The sequence below is a fragment of the Paractinoplanes globisporus DSM 43857 genome, assembly GCF_000379645.1.
Lineage (GTDB): Bacteria > Actinomycetota > Actinomycetes > Mycobacteriales > Micromonosporaceae > Actinoplanes > Actinoplanes globisporus.
In genome coordinates, this window is record NZ_KB903357.1 from 96,034 (window position 1) to 113,092 (window position 17,059).

Annotated in this window: 14 protein-coding genes; 9 read left to right on the plus strand and 5 right to left on the minus strand. The window is 70.6% G+C overall.

Annotated elements, in window-relative coordinates:
- Window positions 1-37: 37 nt before the first annotated feature.
- The 3 genes from boxC to A3CQ_RS0148275 are packed head-to-tail and all read left to right on the plus strand — an operon-like array spanning window position 38 to window position 4,135.
- Window positions 38-1,696 carry a 2,3-epoxybenzoyl-CoA dihydrolase gene (boxC, locus tag A3CQ_RS0148265; RefSeq protein ID WP_020518180.1) on the plus strand — a complete coding sequence of 553 codons (1,659 nt, stop codon included), beginning with the start codon at window positions 38-40 and terminating at the stop codon, window positions 1,694-1,696.
- A 4-nt stretch (window positions 1,697-1,700) separates the two neighbouring features.
- Window positions 1,701-3,266, plus strand: coding sequence for a benzoate-CoA ligase family protein (locus A3CQ_RS0148270; RefSeq protein WP_020518181.1), 1,566 nt, complete (start codon window positions 1,701-1,703; stop codon window positions 3,264-3,266).
- Between the two features lie 8 nt (window positions 3,267-3,274).
- Complete coding sequence (locus A3CQ_RS0148275; protein WP_020518182.1) at window positions 3,275-4,135, plus strand: amidohydrolase family protein; 861 nt, start codon at window positions 3,275-3,277, stop codon at window positions 4,133-4,135.
- A 3-nt stretch (window positions 4,136-4,138) separates the two neighbouring features.
- On the opposite strand, the gene A3CQ_RS0148280 is transcribed toward A3CQ_RS0148275, so the two are convergent.
- Window positions 4,139-4,519: a PaaI family thioesterase gene (locus A3CQ_RS0148280; RefSeq protein ID WP_020518183.1), complete on the minus strand. Its 381-nt coding sequence runs from the start codon at window positions 4,517-4,519 to the stop codon at window positions 4,139-4,141.
- Window positions 4,520-4,659: 140 nt separating this feature from the next.
- Here A3CQ_RS0148280 and A3CQ_RS0148285 point away from each other — a divergent pair, with 140 nt between their 5' ends.
- Window positions 4,660-5,079, plus strand: a complete 420-nt coding sequence (locus tag A3CQ_RS0148285; protein ID WP_020518184.1) for a hypothetical protein — start codon at window positions 4,660-4,662, stop codon at window positions 5,077-5,079.
- A 93-nt stretch (window positions 5,080-5,172) separates the two neighbouring features.
- Window positions 5,173-7,131: an alpha-L-rhamnosidase-related protein gene (locus A3CQ_RS0148290; protein ID WP_020518185.1), complete on the plus strand. Its 1,959-nt coding sequence runs from the start codon at window positions 5,173-5,175 to the stop codon at window positions 7,129-7,131.
- 82 nt (window positions 7,132-7,213) lie between these two features.
- On the opposite strand, the gene A3CQ_RS0148295 is transcribed toward A3CQ_RS0148290, so the two are convergent.
- Genes A3CQ_RS0148295 through A3CQ_RS0148310 form a run of 4 tightly spaced genes read right to left on the minus strand, consistent with a single transcriptional unit; the run spans window position 7,214 to window position 11,462 of the window.
- On the minus strand, window positions 7,214-8,455 hold the full coding sequence (locus A3CQ_RS0148295; protein WP_020518186.1) for a glycoside hydrolase family 1 protein: 1,242 nt from the start codon (window positions 8,453-8,455) through the stop codon (window positions 7,214-7,216).
- Complete coding sequence (locus tag A3CQ_RS0148300) at window positions 8,448-9,704, minus strand: ABC transporter substrate-binding protein (protein ID WP_020518187.1); 1,257 nt, start codon at window positions 9,702-9,704, stop codon at window positions 8,448-8,450. Before A3CQ_RS0148300 ends, A3CQ_RS0148295 begins: the two co-directional genes overlap by 8 nt.
- Before the next feature lie 46 nt (window positions 9,705-9,750).
- Window positions 9,751-10,572 carry a carbohydrate ABC transporter permease gene (locus A3CQ_RS0148305; protein WP_026207036.1) on the minus strand — a complete coding sequence of 274 codons (822 nt, stop codon included), beginning with the start codon at window positions 10,570-10,572 and terminating at the stop codon, window positions 9,751-9,753.
- Window positions 10,569-11,462 carry a carbohydrate ABC transporter permease gene (locus A3CQ_RS0148310; protein ID WP_020518189.1) on the minus strand — a complete coding sequence of 298 codons (894 nt, stop codon included), beginning with the start codon at window positions 11,460-11,462 and terminating at the stop codon, window positions 10,569-10,571. The genes A3CQ_RS0148305 and A3CQ_RS0148310 overlap by 4 nt, the downstream gene beginning before the upstream one ends.
- Window positions 11,463-11,767: 305 nt before the next feature.
- On the opposite strand from A3CQ_RS0148310, the gene A3CQ_RS0148315 reads away from it, so the two are divergent.
- The 4 genes from A3CQ_RS0148315 (at window position 11,768) to A3CQ_RS0148330 (ending at window position 17,059) form a co-directional block, all read left to right on the plus strand.
- Window positions 11,768-12,859 carry a LacI family DNA-binding transcriptional regulator gene (locus A3CQ_RS0148315; RefSeq protein WP_020518190.1) on the plus strand — a complete coding sequence of 364 codons (1,092 nt, stop codon included), beginning with the start codon at window positions 11,768-11,770 and terminating at the stop codon, window positions 12,857-12,859.
- A gap of 160 nt (window positions 12,860-13,019) precedes the next feature.
- On the plus strand, window positions 13,020-15,215 hold the full coding sequence (locus A3CQ_RS0148320; protein ID WP_020518191.1) for an alpha-L-rhamnosidase C-terminal domain-containing protein: 2,196 nt from the start codon (window positions 13,020-13,022) through the stop codon (window positions 15,213-15,215).
- A gap of 142 nt (window positions 15,216-15,357) precedes the next feature.
- Entirely contained in the window at window positions 15,358-16,248 is an 891-nt protein-coding gene (locus tag A3CQ_RS0148325) for an ABC transporter ATP-binding protein (RefSeq protein ID WP_020518192.1), read from the plus strand.
- Complete coding sequence (locus A3CQ_RS0148330; protein ID WP_020518193.1) at window positions 16,238-17,059, plus strand: ABC transporter permease; 822 nt, start codon at window positions 16,238-16,240, stop codon at window positions 17,057-17,059. The genes A3CQ_RS0148325 and A3CQ_RS0148330 overlap by 11 nt, the downstream gene beginning before the upstream one ends.

Genomic DNA, 17,059 nt, shown 5'->3' on the forward strand with positions numbered 1-17,059 from the left:
AGACGTCCGGGTTCCTCCTGCCACCACGGAGCGCGCCATGACCGTCAGCTTCGCGACCTCCCCGGCCACCTACCGGCACTGGCGGCTCGACATCGACGGCGACGTCGCGACGGCGACCCTGGCCGTGCGCGAGGACGGCGGCCTGGCCCCCGGCTACGAGCTCAAGATGAACTCGTACGACCTCGGCGTCGACATCGAGCTGTACGACCTCGTCCAGCGGCTGCGTTTCGAGCACCCCGAGGTGCGGTCGGTGGTGATGACCGGCGGGCTGGAGCGGATGTTCTGCGCCGGCGCCAACATCCGCATGCTGGCCCAGTCGACGCACGCCTGGAAGGTCAACTTCTGCAAGTTCACCAACGAGACCCGCAACGGCATCGAGGACGCCACCGCCCATTCCGGGCAGACCTGGATCGCCGCGCTGAACGGCACGGCCGCCGGCGGCGGGTACGAGCTGGCGCTGGCCTGCGACCAGATCGTGCTGGTCGACGACGGGGCGTCGACGGTGTCGCTGCCCGAGGTGCCGTTGCTCGGCGTCCTGCCCGGCACCGGCGGGCTCACCCGGGTCGTCGACAAGCGGCATGTCCGCAAGGACCGAGCCGACATCTTCGCCACCAAGCCCGAGGGCTTCCGCGGCCGTACCGCCGTCGAGTGGGGCCTGGTCGATGCCACCGTCGCCCGCAACGCCTGGGACCGGGAGATCCGCGGCCGGGCCGACGCCGCCGCGGCCGGGTCGACGCGCCCGGCCGGCACCCGGGGCGTGCCGTTGTCCCCGCTGGCCCGCACCGACGAGGACGACACCGTCAGCTACCCGTACGTACGCGCCACGATCGACCGTTCCGCCCGTCGCGTCGACATCACGATCGAGGGTCCCTCGGCGGCGCCGCCGGGGGACGCGGCCGGGGTGCTCGCCCAGGGCGTGGACTACTGGCCGCTGGCGATGACCCGGGCGCTCGACGACCTGATCCTGCACCTGCGCACCAACGAGACCGAGCTCGGCACCTGGGTGCTCCGCGCGACCGGCGACGCCGATCTGGTGCTGGCGTACGACGAGCAGCTGCGGCACCTGGCCGGCGACTGGTTCGTCAACGAGGTCGTGCACTACTACAAGCGGACGCTCAAGCGGCTCGACGTCACCAGCCGCAGCCTGATCGCGGTGATCGACCCGGGCACCGCGTTCGCCGGCCTCCTGCTCGAGCTGGCCCTCGCGTGCGACCGGCAGTACATGCTGGCCGGCGTCTACGAGGACGTCGATCCGGGCGCGGCGCCGGCGACGATCCAGCTGAGCCCGGCCAACGACGGCCTGTTCCCGATGGGCAACGACATCTCCCGGCTGCGATCCCGGTTCTGGGGCAACGACCTCGAGTTCGACGCCGCCCGCAACGCCATCGGCAAGCCGCTCGACGCCGGGCAGGCCGACGAGCTGGGCCTCGTCACGATCGCGCTGGACGACATCGATTTCGAGGAGGAACTGCGCATCGCGCTCGAGGAGCGGGCCGCCCTCTCCCCCGACGCGCTGACCGGCATGGAGGCGAACCACCGCTTCGTCGGCCCCGAGACGATCGAGACCAAGGTCTTCGGCCGGCTCACCGCGTGGCAGAACTGGATCTTCATCCGGCCCAACGCCTCCGGGCCCGACGGCGCGCTGAGACGCTACGGCACCGGCCGCCGGGGCGACTTCGACCGGAAGCGGGTGTGACGCCATGTCCGGAACCCCGTTCAACGCCGGTACCTGGCTCACCACCCGGCAAGTGGCCGAGGGCAACGGGGACGCGGTCGCCCTGGCCGGCCCGGAGCCGCTGACCTACGCCGAGCTGTCCGAGCGCGTCGCCACGGTCGCCGCGGGACTGCGCTCGCTGGGCCTGCGCCACGACGACCGGATCGTCTTCGTCACCAGCGACGACGTCCCGATGTTCACCGGCATCCTGGCCGCGTTCACCGCCGGGTTCGTCGCCGTACCCGTCTCGACGATGCTCGGCGCCCGGGAGCTCGGTGAGATCATCGCCGACTCCGGCGCCGTCGTCGTGGTCGCCGGCACGGACTACGCGACCCAGGTCGAGCAGGCCGTGGCCGGCGCCGGGGAGCTGCGCCACCTCATCTGCGACGGCGACAAGGCGCTGCTCGGCCCGCCCGGCGTGCTGACGAGCACATGGTCCGAGCTGGTGGCCGCCGGCGAGCTCCAGCCGGCGGACCAGCGCGAGCCGGCCGCGACGACCGAGGACACGTGGGCCCTGTGGCTCTACACGTCCGGCACCACCGGCACCCCCAAGGGCGCCATGCACCGGCACGCCAACATCCGGCACGTCGGCGAGACGTACGGCCGCACCGTGCTCGGCATCCGCCCGGACGACGTCTGCCTCTCCGCCGCCAAGCTCTTCTTCGCGTACGGGATAGGGAATTCGATGTTCTTCCCGCTCGCGGTGGGTGCGAGCACGTTGCTCGAGCCGCGCCGGCCCACGCCCGCTATCGTCGGCGAACGGCTGCGGCGGGACCGGCCGACGCTGTTCTTCGGCGTTCCGACCTTCTACGCCGCGCTGGTGGCCGGCGACCTGGACGACACGGCCTTCGCAGCGGTCCGGCTGTGCGTCTCGGCCGGCGAGCCGCTGCCGGCGGCCCTGCAGAAGCGCTTCACCGACCGGTTCGGCGTCGAGATCATCGACGGGATCGGCTCGACCGAGGCGCTGCACATCTTCCTGTCCAACCACCCCGATCGGATCCGGCCGGGAACCACGGGGCAACCGGTTCCGGGGTACGAGATCGAGCTGCGCGACGCGTCCGGCGCGGTGGTGGCGCCCGGTCAGCCGGGGTCGCTGTTCGTGCGGGGCGAGTCGATCGCGCTCGGGTACTGGCGCCGGACCCAGGCCAGCCGCCTGGTCTTCCAGGGCGAATGGCTCAGCACCGGCGACACGTACGTGCGCTCGGAGGACGGCTTCTACACCTGCCTCGGCCGCAGCGGCGACATGCTCAAGGCCGGCGGCATCTGGGTCTCCCCCACCGAGGTCGAGGCCCGGCTGCTGGAGCACGAGGCGGTGGCCGAGGTCGCGGTGGTCGGTCTGCCCGACGAGTACGGAATCGACAAGCCGGTGGCCGTCGTCGTGCTGCGGGCGCCGGCCACCGAGGACGAGCTGATCCTCTGGTGCCGCGACGGCCTGGCCTCCTTCAAGCGCCCCCGGCACGTCCTGTTCGTCAACGAGATCCCCCGCACCGCCACCGGCAAGATGCAGAGATTCCGCGTACGGGAAATGGTTGCTCTCATCGCCGAACGGTAGGAGAACGGATGCTCGACGGACTGCCCCTCATCGACGTGCATGTCCACGTGCCGGTGCTGGGCACGCTGCGGCCGGCCTGGCTGCAGTGGGCCCGCGACTTCGGACCGGACGGCATCCTCGACGACGTCTGGGACCCGGCCGGGCAGCCCCGGCCGGAGCGCCTCGACGAGCTTTTCCGCGCCCAGGGCGTGGACGTGGCGGTGCTGTTCTGCGAGTACAGCCCCAAGGCGACGGGGATGCAGACCTTCGAGGACCTGCTCCCGCTGGTCGAGCACAACCCCCGAAGGTTCCGGCCGATGGCCAACGTCAACCCGCATCTGCATTTTCCGATCGCAGCCGAGGTACGCCGGCAGCTCGCGCTCGGCGCCGCCGGGCTCAAGCTGCACCCGGTCCACGGCGGTTTCCGGTGCGACGACGCCGCCCTCTATCCGGCCTACCAGGTGCTCGAGGAGGCCGGCGCGCCGCTGGTCGTGCACTGCGGGACCAGCTCGTTCCCGGGCTCGATGAACGAGAACGCCGACCCACGGTTCCTGCTGCCGGTCCTCCGGGACTTCCCCGGCCTCAACGTGGTTCTCGCCCACGGCGGCCGCGGCTGGTGGTACGACGCGGCGGCGTTCCTGGCGCTCACCAACCCGACGGTCTGGCTGGAACTGTCCGGCCTGCCGCCCAAACGGCTGCCCGAGTACTACGCCCGTCACGACCTGTCCCGCCTCGCCCGCCGCTGGATCTTCGGAACGGACTGGCCCGGTGTGCCCGGGGTGGCGGCGAACGCCCGCGCAGTGGCCGAGCTGCTCACCGAGGAAACCGCCCGCCTGGCGCTGGGCGACAACGCGAGCGCGGTCTACACCGGCCTCGGCAGCGAAGACTGAGGCTCAGGTCAGGTTCTGCAGCCGGACCTGTCCGCGCGCCACCAGCCGGTCCTGCTCGTCGCGGGTCTCCACCACCCACACCTGCTGGGTTCGGCCCCGATGAACCGGACGGGCCACCGACCGCAGCACGCCGTCGCCGACCGGCCGGAAGAAGTCGGTCGCGTTGCTGACCCCCACCACCTTGCCCCGATCGCCCAGCCACAGGGCGGCGCCCAGACTCGCCAGCGACTCCACCACGCTGCAATGCACGCCGCCGTGCAGGATCCCGTACGGCTGAAGAAGGTCACTCCGCACCGGCCAATGCGCACTCACCTCGTCCCCATCGGCCGCATCCAGGTCGATGCCGAGAAACTGGGCGAATGGTCCGAGTTGATCAGTGCTCATGAGCCCATCATCGATCATCGGAGTACGCGCCGGTCGAGCACCCGGCGCTGGGGTGTACTCCCAGGGCATTCCGGAACGCCGCGGAAGCTGCGAGGATGACGTTGAAACGTATCAAGCGGCAGCACGGGTGAGGAGCAGCCATGTCGACGACGGACTTCCCCGGTGTGCGGTGGCGCGGGCACTGGGTGGCGCCGGATGTCCCGCCGTTCTCGGTCGACCCGACGAGCGTGGGGTCGGATCTTCCGCCCGCCGGCTTCTCGCGGGCCCAGTTCCGGCGGGTCCTCGATCTCCCGGAGGTGCCGGCGCGGGTGCCGCTTCGGGTTTCGGCCGACTCCCGGTACCTGTTGTGGGTCAACGGCGTCGAGGTCGGCCGGGGGCCGATCCGGTCCCAGCCGCGCCGGCTGCGGTACGACGAGTACGACATCGCCGGTCACCTGCGGCCCGGGCGCAACGTCGTCGCGGTGCTGGTGACCTACTACGGTCACGCGAACTCGTTCTGGCAGCCGGCCGCCTCCAGCGGGCTGATGGGCCGCGACGCGCAGCTCGTGCTCGAGGCCTAGGTCGGTGACGAATGGCTGGTCACCGACGAGCGGTGGCGGGCGGTCCGGTCGCGGGCGTGGCGATCTCTGGGCTCCGGAAAGGCGCTGGACGGGGTGCCGATCGAGCTGCTCGACGCCCGCGAGCTCGACCCGGGCTGGCGGGAGCCGGACTTCGACGACTCCGCCTGGGTCCCGGCCACGGTTCTCAAGGCCGGCCACAACGGGGCGCTCGCCGAATCCCGGCCGCCGGTCGACCCGTACGGCGCGATGCTCCCCCGCGGCATCGGGACGCTCGGCGGCGCCCGGGTCGTGGCGCCCTCGGCGGTCGTGCGGAGCGCGCCGGCCGTCGCCGACCTGCCCGACCACCCGGCCGAGCGGCTGATTCGCCAGCTCCGCGTCGGCGAGGCCGGGCGCGTCGCTCAGCTGCCACTGACCGTCGACCTCAGCCCCGATGCGGCAACCCTGCTGACCGTCAATTTCGGACGGATCGTCGCCGGCCACGTCGAGCTGGACGTGGACGCGCCGCCCGGCGTACGGCTGGATCTGCTTTATCAGGAATCGGCCGATTACGACGCCGTCGCCGGGCCGGTCGCCTCCGCGCCCCGCAGCAGCGCCAGCTACGTCACCCGCGGCTTCGCCGACCGGTACCGGGCGGTCGACCTCAACGGTCTGCGGCAGCTCTTCCTGCTGATCCCGCCCGGCACCGGCGAGGTCACCGTCCGCGAGATCGCCGTGAACGAGTACCACTATCCGTTCACCGGCGGGGCCGAGTTCCACTCCAGCGACCCGGAGCTCGACCGCCTCTACCGGGCCGGGATCCGCACCACCGAGCTGAACTCCTTCGACGCCTTCACCGACTGCCCGACCCGGGAGCAGCGGGCCTGGGTCGGCGACGGCGTCGTGCACCAGATGGTCCACCTGGTCGCCAACGAGGACTGGCGGCTGGCCCGCAATTACGTCACCCTGGGCGCCTCGCCGCGCGCGGACGGCATGCTGCCGATGAGCGTGGTCGGCGAGATCGAGTACTCCGGCGGCTACACGATCCCGGACTGGGCGCTGCACTGGATCCACGGCGTGTGGAACCAGTTCCGGCACGACGGCGACCGGGCGGCCACGCTCCGGCTGTTGCCGGTGGCCGAGCGGGTGCTGCGCTGGTACGAGCCCTACATCGACGACCGCGGCACGCTCAGCGACCTGCCCGAATGGAACCTGATCGACTGGGCGAGCGTGTTCTCCAGCGGCCGCTCGTCGCTGAGCACCGGGCTGTGGGCACGGGGGCTCGCCGAGTACGCCGAGATGGCGGAGTGGCTGGGAAACACGGCGTCGGCCGCGTGGGCCCTCGGGCTCTGGGAGCGGGCCCGTACCGGTTACGAGGACTTCTGGGACCCGGACCGCGGCAGCTACGTCGACCACATCCTCGACGGCGTACGGATGCCGGCCCTCTCGCAGGCCGCCGGCGCGGTGGCGATCGTGTCGGGGCTCGCCCCGCGGGAGCGCTGGGCCGGCATCGTCGACGTGATCACCGACGCCTCCCGGCTCGTCGTCCGCTCCTGGATCGGCGGCGAGGACGGCGGCTACGACATGGACAAGATCGTGGAGCAGTCGCAGGGGATCTACCGGATCGACTGGGACGTCGACCAGGAGATCGTGCTGGCCGAGCCGTTCTTCAGTTACGTCGTGCACGATGCGGTCGCCGCGGCCGGCGAAGCCGATCGCCTCCCCGGCCTGCTCCGGCGCTGGAGTGTCTTCCTGCACGACGGCTTCGACACCTTCGGCGAGTGCTGGGGCTGGGGCACTCCGGTCCACGCCTGGAGCGCCACCCCCACCAAGGACCTCATCTGGTACGTGCTCGGCGTAACGCCGGACGAGCCCGGTTACGGGGCGGTGCGGGTCGCACCCCGGCCGGGCGCCGTCCAGCGCGTGGCGGGCGCGGTCCCGACCCCGCACGGCCTGGTCCGGGTCGAGGTGGACAACGGCCAGGTCCGGGTGGACAGCCCGGTCCCGGTCCGCTTCGTCCCGCCATCGGGAAAGGAGTCGACCGCGCCGGCCGGGCACAGCGAGTTCGTCCTCTGACCACGCGTCGAGGTTCAGGTGCTCTCCGCCTCGGCGAGCGCGTCGAGGTCAGGTGCTTTCCTTCTCGGCGAGCGCGTCGAGGTCAGGTGCTTTCCTGCTCGGCGAGCGCGTCGAGACGACCGGTGCGGGCGACTCGGGCGTAGGCGTACGCGCTCGGTTTCGGGGTGCGGGTGAAGGTGTCCCGGTCGACGGCGATGAGCCCGAACCGGGGCCGGTAGCCCTCGCTCCATTCGAAGTTGTCGAACGCCGACCAGTGCAGGTAGCCGCGCACGTCGACGCCCTCGGCGCGGGCCTGGGCGAGGGCGGCGAGGTGGGTGGCGAGGTAGTCGGCCCGCTCGGCGTCGTCGGTCGTGGCGATGCCGTTCTCGGTGACGTAGAGCGGCAGCGAGGCGCGGGCCGCGCGGTGCAGCATCTGGCGCAGGCCGTCCGGATGCACCGCCCAGCCCATCTGGGTCAGCGGCGTGCCGGGCGGCGGCGCCGCGAACCGGGTGGGTGAAGACGGGTCCACCCATTGCTTGCGGTAGTACTGCACGCCGAGCCAGTCGCCATCGACGCCGTCCAGGTAGCGGTCGACGATCTCGTAGCGCATGGCTTCGCAGAAGGCGACGCAGGCGTCGTCCTCACGGGCCGGGGCCAGCAGCGGCAGCTGCACGGCCAGTCCGACCTGGGCGTCGGAGGTGGCCCGCACGGCGGAGACGGCGGTGTGGTGCGCCTCGAGCAGGGCGTCGCCGGCGCGTTTCCACAGGATCGGGTTGGTGACGCCGGGCGGGTGGTAGCCCTCGAGGTAGCCGTGCAGGGCGATCATCTGCGGTTCGTTGATGGTGCAGACGTACGGCATGAGGTCGCCCAGCTCGGCGGTGACGCGCGCGCAGTACCGGCCGAAGGTGGCGGCCGCGTCGGGAGCGAGCCAGCCGCCGCGGGCGGCGAACCAGCGCGGCCGCGTGAAGTGGTGCAGGGTGGCGAAGGCGGTCAGGCCTTCGTCGCGTAGCGCGGTGAGCACCCGCCGGTAGTGCGCGAGCGCGGCCCGGCTGAACTCGCCGGGCGCGGGCTCGATCCGCGACCACTCCAGCGACAGGCGGTGGGCGTTGTGGCCCAGCGCGGACAGCAGGGCGAAGTCCTCGAAGTAGCGGTGGAAGTGGTCGATGGCGTCGCCGGAGGACTCGCGGGCCGCGGTGGCCGGGTCGTGCTCGAAGTCCCACCAGTCGTTGTTGGTGTTGCCGCCCTCGACCTGGTGAGCCGAGGTCGCACTGCCCCAGAGGAAGTCGTCGGGGAAGTCGGCGCCGGCGCCGGGGCCCGGGCGGGCCCCGGCGGGACGGCTAGGCACCGGCCTTGTAGTCCTGGTCCATGGCGGCGAGGACCTTGTCCGGCGTGGACTGGTTGCTGAAGATCTCCTGCAGGCCACTGAGCATCGTCTGCTGCACCTTCGCGTTCGGCCACAGCTGGTCCATGAACGGCACGGTCTTATTGTCCTTCACATAGGTGGTCAGCTCGGTCAGGCCGGGGTCGACGGTGGTTCCGGCGCCGGACAGGGTGGGCAGGCTGCCCTGGGCCTCGTTGAACGTCTTCATCCCCGCCGGCGACATGACGAAGGTGACGAACTTGAGGGCGAGTTCCTTGTTCTTCGCCTTGGCGTTGACGCCGTAACCCGCGCCGGCGGCGGCGGGCATGAGGAAGCCGGCCGGGTCGTCGGTGGCGGGCAGCGCCTTCATGGTGAACTTCCCACTCGGGTTCTTGCCCTTGAGCAGGGCGATGACCCAGTTGCCCTGGACGATGCCGAGCGTCTTGCCGGTGGCGGCGAGGGTCTGGCTGGCCTCGTAGCTGGTGCCGAGCGGGTTCTTCTGGAAGCAGCCGGCCTTGCTCATCTCCTGGTACTTGGCCATCGCGGTGGTCCACGGCGAGTTGGCGAAAGTGGCCTGACCGTTTGCCATCTTGGTGGCGAAGTCCTTGTCCGGGCCGAACACGGTCGTGGCGACCAGGGCGTACAGCACGAGCTGGGTGACCCAGTTGTCCTGGATGCCCAGCGCGAAGGCGGGGGTGCCCTTGGCCGCGGCCGCCTTGCAGAAGGTGAGCAACTCGGTCCAGGTGGTCGGCGCGGTGAGCCCGGCCTTCTGAATGGCGTCGTCGTTGTAGACGGCGCCGATGCCGTTGAGGCCGAACACCGCGTTGTAGGTCTTACCGTCGTACTGGGCGACGCTCTTGAACGAGTCGGGCAGCTGCGAGGCCCACGGCTGGTCGGACAGGTCGAGCAGATAGCCGGGCTTCGCGAGCACGTACGTCGCGCCGGGGTTGCCGTTGCCGGGCCACACGGTCATCACGTCGGGCGCGGTGCCGGACGCCAGCTGGGTGCGGATCTGCTGCTGATACTGGTCGGCGCCGGCGGTCGTGAGGTTGACCGTGATACCGGGGTTGGCGGCCTTGAACGCGTCGACGACCTTCTCGATCGAGCCCTGGTCGACGGACGCGATGGTCAGGGTCTTGTTGTCACCGCCGCCGGAGTTGGCGTTGGTTCCACCGGAGCAGGCGGCCGTGAGAGTGACGACGGTCAGGGCGGCCACGAAGGCGTGTTTTCTCATCAATTTCTCCCAGGTCGGAGATCGGTTGGGTTTGCGGGTCGTACGGTCATCCCTTCAGACCTCCGGCGAAGCCGTTGATGATGCTGCGTTGGAGGGCGAGGTAGACCGCCAGAACGGGCACGACGCTGATCAGCAGCGCGGCGAAGATGAGGTTCCAGTCGGAGACGTACTGGCCGACGAAGCCGGCGATCGCGACCGGCATGGTCTGGTGGTCGCTGCCGGACAGGTAGAGCAGCGGGGTGAAGAAGTCGTTCCAGACGCCGACCGCGTTGAGCACGAGCGCGGTGACCGTGACCGGCTTGAGCATCGGGAAGACGACGAAGCGGAAGCTCTCCAGGGGCGAGCAACCGTCGATCGAGGCGGCATCCTCGAAGTCACGTGGCAGCGCGCGCAGGAACCCGACGTACAGGAAGGTCGTGAAGGGAACCTGGAGGCCGGAGTAGAAAAGGACCAACGACCAGACCGAGCCGAGCAGGCCGAGGTCGCGAATGGTCTGATACAGCGGCAGCGAGGCGAGCTGGAACGGCAGGAGCAGCCCCAGCATGATCAGCAGGAACGTGCCGCGGGACCAGTGCGCGGTCGAGCGGGCCAGGGGGTAGGCGGCCAGCGACGACACCGCGAGCACGATCAGCACGCTCACGGTGGTCACCACCACGCTGTTGATCAGGGCGCCGCCCAGTCCCGCCTGCTGCCAGGCCTGGGTGAAGTTGTCCAGCGTGGGCGCGGCGGTCGGGCGGATCGGCGACGAGGTGTCCGACGGCGCCCGCAGAGCGAGATTGACCAGCACGTACACGGGAAAGGCGAAGACGATCGCCACGGCGACCATGGCCATCTCGAGCAAAAAGGTTCGCCTGGTGTACCGGGTCACGACGCCGCCCTCTCGTTGCGGGACAGCACCGAGTACTGCCCGGCGGAGACGATGGCGACGATCACCGTGAGCACGACGGCCAGCGCGATGCTGTAGCCGAACTCGCCGAGGGTGAAGGCGTCCTTGTAGATCAGGGTCGAGATGGTGTCGGTGGCGTGCCCGGGCCCGCCCCCGGTCAGCGCGTAGACCTGGTCGAACAACTTGATGCCGCCGATGATCGAGAGCATCAGGTTGATCGTGATGGCCGGCGCGAGCAGCGGACGGACGACGTACCAGAACCGGCGGAAGGGTCCGGTGCCGTCGAGCGCGGCGGCCTCGTAGATCTCCCGCGGGATCGACTGGAGCCCGGCCAGGAAGATCACCATCGAGTACCCGGCGAACTGCCACACTATGACCAGCACGATCATCCACAGCGCCAGTCGCGGGTTGCCGAGCCAGTCCTGCTCCCACGAGCCGAGACCGACGGCGCCGAGCAGGCTGTTCACCGCGCCGTCCGGGCCGAGCAGATTTCGCCACAGGTACGCGGTGACGATTGGTGTGACCACCGCCGGCGCGAACAGTAATACCCGCAGGACATTCCGGGTCTTGATCAGCGTGGTGACGCCGAGCGCCAGCAGCAGCCCGATCCCGTTCTGGATCACCGTGATGGCCATCGCGAGCAGGATCGTGTGCCAGACCGCCCGCAGCGCGTTCGGGTCGTCGAGCATGTCGGCGAAGTTGCGCAGGCCGACGAAGGAGAACTCCGGATCGAGCCCGTCCCAGTCGGTGAAGGCGTAGTACAGGCCCCGGGCGCTCGGAACCAGGACGACGAACGCGAACAGCAGCATGGCCGGGGCGACGAACCACCAGGGCGGCGTCACCCGGGGCCGCCGCGACCGCGTCGCGGTCACGACGGCCCTCCCGGGCGGGGCTTTCGTATCGATTGTCACGGGAACCCACTTCTTCGAAACGTTTCAGACGTACGTCCGGGGCGCGGTCCGCGGTCGGCGCCGAGGGCCGAGCGGTCGCCTCGCGGCTGGTGTGGCATGGGTAACGTTTTCCACGATGTTTCGCCGACCTTACGAGCAGGTGCCGAACAGCGTCAAGGGAGTGGTGAGGCCGTTTTGAATAACGTTTCACACCGATCGGAGGCGGGCGCGCACGCTTTCCGGCGGTTGATCAGTACGCTCGTGCTAGCCGACCCAGAGGAGACGCGGTGCCGAAGCCAGCCCACCGGCGGATCACGATCGTCGACGTCGCACGGCACGCCCAGGTGTCCACCACGGCCGTCTCCAAGGTGCTGCGCAACGCGTACGGGGCCAGCCCGGCCATGCGGGCGAAGGTGCAGCAGGCGATCGACGAGCTCGGGTACCGGCCCTCCGCCGCGGCCCGGGGCCTGCGCGGGCAGACGTACACGATCGGCGTGATGATTCCGGAGCTGCGCAACCTGTTCTTCGCCGACATCCTCGACGGCATCACCGCGCAGCTCGGCGACACCGCGTACCAGGTGCTGCTCGCGCCGGGCTGCAACGGCGAGAAGGAGGAGGCCCGGGTCATCGAGGCCATGATCGACCGCAGCATGGACGGCCTGGTCCTCATCGCCCCGGTCTCGTCGAGGACGCGGCTGAACAACGTCGCGCGCAGCGTGCCCACGGTCGTCGTGGGCCGGCACGGCTCGTCGACCGCCTACGACACGGTCACCGACGACGACGTGGCCGGCGCCGCCCTGGTCGTGGAGCACCTCGCCGGGCTCGGCCACCGCCGGATCGCGCACATCGAACACCACGAGACCGATCCCGTACGCCTGCTGGAGATGCCCAACGCCCAGCGTGCCAACGGCTACCGCGACGCGATGCGCGAGCACGGGCTCGCCGATCAGATCGACATCGCCTCGACCAGCTACACCCACCAGGGCGGCTACCTCGGGGCGAAGCAACTGCTGAGCCGGGACCAGCGGCCGACAGCGATCTTCGCCGGCGCCGACGTCGTGGCGCTGGGAGCGCTGGAGGCCATCTCCGAGGCCGGATTGTCGGTTCCCGGCGACGTCTCCGTTGTCGGCTACGACAACAGCGCCCTCGCGGCGTTCGGCCCGATCTCGCTGACCAGCGTCGACCAGGACGGCCGCCAGATGGGCGCCAACGCGGCCCGGCTGCTGGTCGACCGGATCGCCGACCGTGACCGCCGGACGGCGCACGTGAAGCTGTCGCCCACGCTCGTCGTCCGGCGCACCACGGCCGGCCCGGCGCGAGCGGCAGCACCGCGGCCCGCGCCAGATCCGGCGGCGACCCGGACGCCGACCGACGGGTAACGTTTCCCGCTTTCCGTGGAGTTCGCCTTCGTGGCCTGACGCGGAAGCCTTGACCGGCCGCGACATCGATGCGTATGGTCGGCGAAACGCGTGAGAAACGTTTCTCAACCCGCCTCGATGAAACGTTACAAGTTCCGTTCCCCTCGAGAAAGGAACGACGTTGCGCTATTCCCTGCGTGCCTCGACGGCACGACGGACTCTGATCATCGGACTCGTTCTGATCACCAGCCTCACCGCGGCGCCGGCCGGTGCCGGTGCCCACTCGCGGTCGTGGCGGTCCTACGTTCTCGGCCCAGCGACCTCCCCCGTCACGGCGGTGCGGGCCGAGGGCCGGGGCGCGGTCACCCATCCCGAGTCGCTCGTGCGCGGCCACGGCCGGACGACAACCCTGACCACCACGGCGGGCAGCACACCGGCCTCGGTACTTCTGGATTTCGGCAAGGACATCGCCGGAACGCCCTATGTGGACATCGCCGGTGTCAGCGGCGCCGCGACCCTCCAGCTCGTGACCGGTGAGGCGCGACAGTACCTGCGCCGCCCGGCGGCGACCACGACCGCCGCCGACGCTGCCGCCGGAGACGTCCGGATCACGGTCGCGTCAGCCGTGAGCCTGGAGATCGGGAACACCATCACGTTCGGGGGCGCTCAGCCGCGTACGATAACCGGCTTTGACTCCACCGCACGCACGATCGACCTGGACCGGCCCCTCGACCAGGCGGTCGCCGCCGGCGCCGCCGTCGTCACCTCCCCCGGGGCGCCCGCCTCCGACGAGTCCCGCGGACTGGCCGGCGTGGGCGGACCGGACACGCTTCAGGTCACGGCTCCGGGCCGGATCACCGGTGGATTCCACGGTGGCTTTCGGTTTGTCCTTCTGACCCTCACCACCCCGGGCACGATCGCCCTCGCCGGGCTCGGGGTCGACTTCCAGGCCTACCGCGCCACGGCCCGCGACTACCGCGGGTGGTTCTTCTCCAGCGACGACCAGCTCAACCGCATGTGGTACTCCGGCGCCTACACGCTGCAGCTGAACATGAAGCCGGCCGGGCTCAATGGACTGATGGACGAACGCATCTACGACGGCGCCAAGCGCGATCGCAGCATCTGGACCGGCGATCTGCTGGTGCAGGGTCCGACCATTCTGAGCACCCTGGGCGACGTCGGCGCCTCGTACCTCAAGTCCTCATTGGAGGCTTTGTTCGCCACCCAGCGCGCCGACGGCGCATTGCCGGGCTCGCCCGACTTCGCCAAGCGCACGTCGCCCGCGGGGTCGCCGCTGTTCTACTCCAACAACTACTCCGGGTACGGGGCGCGGGCCGCCATCGACTACTACCGCTACACCGGTGACCGCGACTACATCGTCGGCCGCCTGCCGAACCTGCGCCGGGAACTCGCCTACAACGACACCTTCCTGACCGCCGGCAACCTGGTGGCCTCGAACGACCGCGACTTCTGGCAGGCCACCCAGACCGGCGAGGTCACCAAATACTCGATCGACTACTACATCCTGCTGCGGGAGATGGCCTGGCTCGAGCGCACAGTGGGCTCTTCGGACGCGGCCGCCGCTGACGACGCCAAGGCCGACGCCATCAAGACCGCCGTCAACGCACGCCTGTGGAACCCCACCCTGGACGCGTACGGGCAGAGCACCGACCACCCGGACGTACTCGTCGAGGACGCCAACGCCCTCGCCCTGCAGTACGACTTCGTCCCGGCCGACCGGCGCGCGAGCGTGCTGCGGGCGCTCTCTTCCTTGTGGACGCCGTACGGCGCGATCCTCGGCCCCGGGCTCCAGGACCCCACCGGCCATACCATCGAACCATTCGGCAACGGCATGGAAACCGCCGGCCGGTTCGCCGCCGGCGACGTCGACGGGGCCCTCGCCCTCATGCGCCGCACGTGGGGACCGATGGTCGACCCGAGTAACCCGCTCTACACCGGCGGCCTCTGGGAGTTCAAGAACAACGACGGCGGCGTCAACCGCGCCACCGCCAGCCTCGCCCACGGCTGGGCCGCCTCCCCCACCGTCCAGCTGACCCAGCAGGTCCTCGGCGTCAGCCCCGTCGGCGCCGGCTACGCCACGTGGTCCATCCAGCCCCGCCCCGGCCGGCTGGCCTGGGCCGAGGGCGTCGTGCCCACCAGGTACGGCGACATCAGTGCCCGCTGGACCTCCAGTCGCCACCGCTTCGACCTGTCCGTCACCGCGCCCCGCACGACCAGCGGCACCATCGCCGTCCCCGCGACCAGGGGCAGCACGATCCTGGACAACGGCCGCGTCATCCACCCGCAGATCACCGGCGGCTACGCCCGGATCGACGTCCCCGGCGGCAGCCACACCATCACCGTCCTGCATCGCTGACGCTTTCCTGGTGCACGGCCGCGCCTCCCCTTCGATACGCGGCCGTGCACCACAACGGGGCCCGCTCTACGTCCGCTGACGTACGTCCAAGGCCGCGTCTCGACGGACGCGGCGGGTCTCCGGGCCGGGCACAGTCGTGGTCATGGAACCGATCGTCACGAAAGGTTTGACCAAACGGTACGGCGAACTGTTCGCCGTACAGAATCTCGATCTCACCGTCCGGGCCGGCGAGGTGTACGGCTTCCTCGGCCCGAACGGCGCCGGCAAGACCACGACGCTGCGGATGCTGCTCGGTCTGGTCCGGCCCACGGCGGGCACGGTGCTGTTGAACGGCCGCCCCCCGGGCTCGCAACCCTCAGTTGGCGCCCTGATCGAGGGGCCCGCGTTCTATCCGTACCTGTCGGGCCGGGACAACCTGCGCGTGCTCGCCCGGCACGCGGGTGTCGCCGCCCGGCGGGTCGACGTGGTCCTCGAGATGGTGGATCTGTCCGGGCGGGCCGGCGACAAGTACGCGAAGTACTCCCTGGGCATGAAGCAGCGCCTCGGCGTGGCCGCGGCGCTGCTGAAGGACCCGCGGCTGCTGATCCTCGACGAGCCGACAAACGGTCTCGACCCGGCCGGGATGGCCGACATGCGCACGATGGTCCGCCGGCTCGGCGCGGCCGGCTGCACGGTGCTGGTGTCGAGCCATCTGCTCGGCGAGGTGCAGCAGATCTGCGACCGGGTCGGTGTCATCTTCCGCGGCCGGCTGGTTCGCGAGGGCACCGTGGCCGAGCTGCGTGGCGGCGCCGATCTGCGGGTGGTCGCGGCGCCGCTCGACCGGGCGGCGGCGCGGGCGCGGGAGCTGCTCGGCGCCGAGGCGGTGACCCTGGCCGACGGGGGCCTGAACCTCGCCGTCGGCGCCGACCGGGCCGGTGAGATCAACACGTCGCTGGTGACGGCCGGGGTGACGGTCAGCGAGCTGCGGACCGTCGAACGCGATCTGGAACAGGCATTCTTCGAGCTCACCGGGGGTGAGACTGATGTGGGGTAACGTCACGGCCGAGCTGTTCAAGCTGGTCAAGCGCCCGGCGAACTGGCTGCTGCTGGCGGTGGCGCTCGTGCTCGGCCTGCTGTTCACGTACGTGATTCCGTACGCCGGTTACCGCAGTGGCACCGGTGGTCCGACGGCCGACCGCGGTCTCGCGGCGATGATTCCGGCGCAACTGGTCGGCAACTCCGTCGCCGGCCTGCCGGTCTTCCTCGGCGCGATCCTGGTCATCCTGGGCGTGCTGGCGGTCGGCAGCGAGTACGGCTGGGACACCTGGAAGACGGTGCTGACCCTGGGCCCGTCGCGGCTTGCCGTGTACGCGGGAAAGCTCGCGGCCCTCGCCGTCGCGGCGCTCGCGTTCGTGCTGGCGCTCTTCGTGGCCGGCGCGGCCGCCAGCCTGATCATCGCGGCGGTCGAGGACCAGCCGATGGCGTTCCCGTCGATCGGCGACCTCGCGACCGGGTTGGGTGCGGGCTGGCTGATCGCGGCCATGTGGACCGCGTTCGGGGTGGTGCTCGCGGTGCTGCTGCGCGGGGTCGCCCTGGCGCTCGGCCTCGGCCTGGTCTGGCTGCTGGCGGTACAGAACCTGCTCGCGGGTCTGGCCGCGCCGCTGGTGGATTGGATCGCGCAGGCGCAGAAGGGGCTGCCCGGGCCGAACGCGGGCGCCCTGGCCGCCGCGCTCGGCAGCACGCCGGACACCCCGGGCGTCGACGCCCTCGTCGGCGGGAGCCAGGCGGCGCTGGTCGTCGCGCTCTACCTGGCCGGTTTCCTCGTCGCCGGCGCGCTTGTCCTGCGCCGCCGTGACATTCTCTAA

Bases quoted from the DNA above. Each gene is read 5' to 3' on its own strand.
- boxC (WP_020518180.1), top strand. From the start codon at position 38: ATGACCGTCAGCTTCGCGACCTCCCCGGCCACCTACCGGCACTGGCGG.
- A3CQ_RS0148270 (WP_020518181.1), top strand. From the start codon at position 1,701: ATGTCCGGAACCCCGTTCAACGCCGGTACCTGGCTCACCACCCGGCAA.
- A3CQ_RS0148275 (WP_020518182.1), top strand. From the start codon at position 3,275: ATGCTCGACGGACTGCCCCTCATCGACGTGCATGTCCACGTGCCGGTG.
- A3CQ_RS0148280 (WP_020518183.1), bottom strand. From the start codon at position 4,519: ATGAGCACTGATCAACTCGGACCATTCGCCCAGTTTCTCGGCATCGAC.
- A3CQ_RS0148285 (WP_020518184.1), top strand. From the start codon at position 4,660: ATGTCGACGACGGACTTCCCCGGTGTGCGGTGGCGCGGGCACTGGGTG.
- A3CQ_RS0148300 (WP_020518187.1), bottom strand. From the start codon at position 9,704: ATGAGAAAACACGCCTTCGTGGCCGCCCTGACCGTCGTCACTCTCACG.
- A3CQ_RS0148325 (WP_020518192.1), top strand. From the start codon at position 15,358: ATGGAACCGATCGTCACGAAAGGTTTGACCAAACGGTACGGCGAACTG.
- A3CQ_RS0148330 (WP_020518193.1), top strand. From the start codon at position 16,238: ATGTGGGGTAACGTCACGGCCGAGCTGTTCAAGCTGGTCAAGCGCCCG.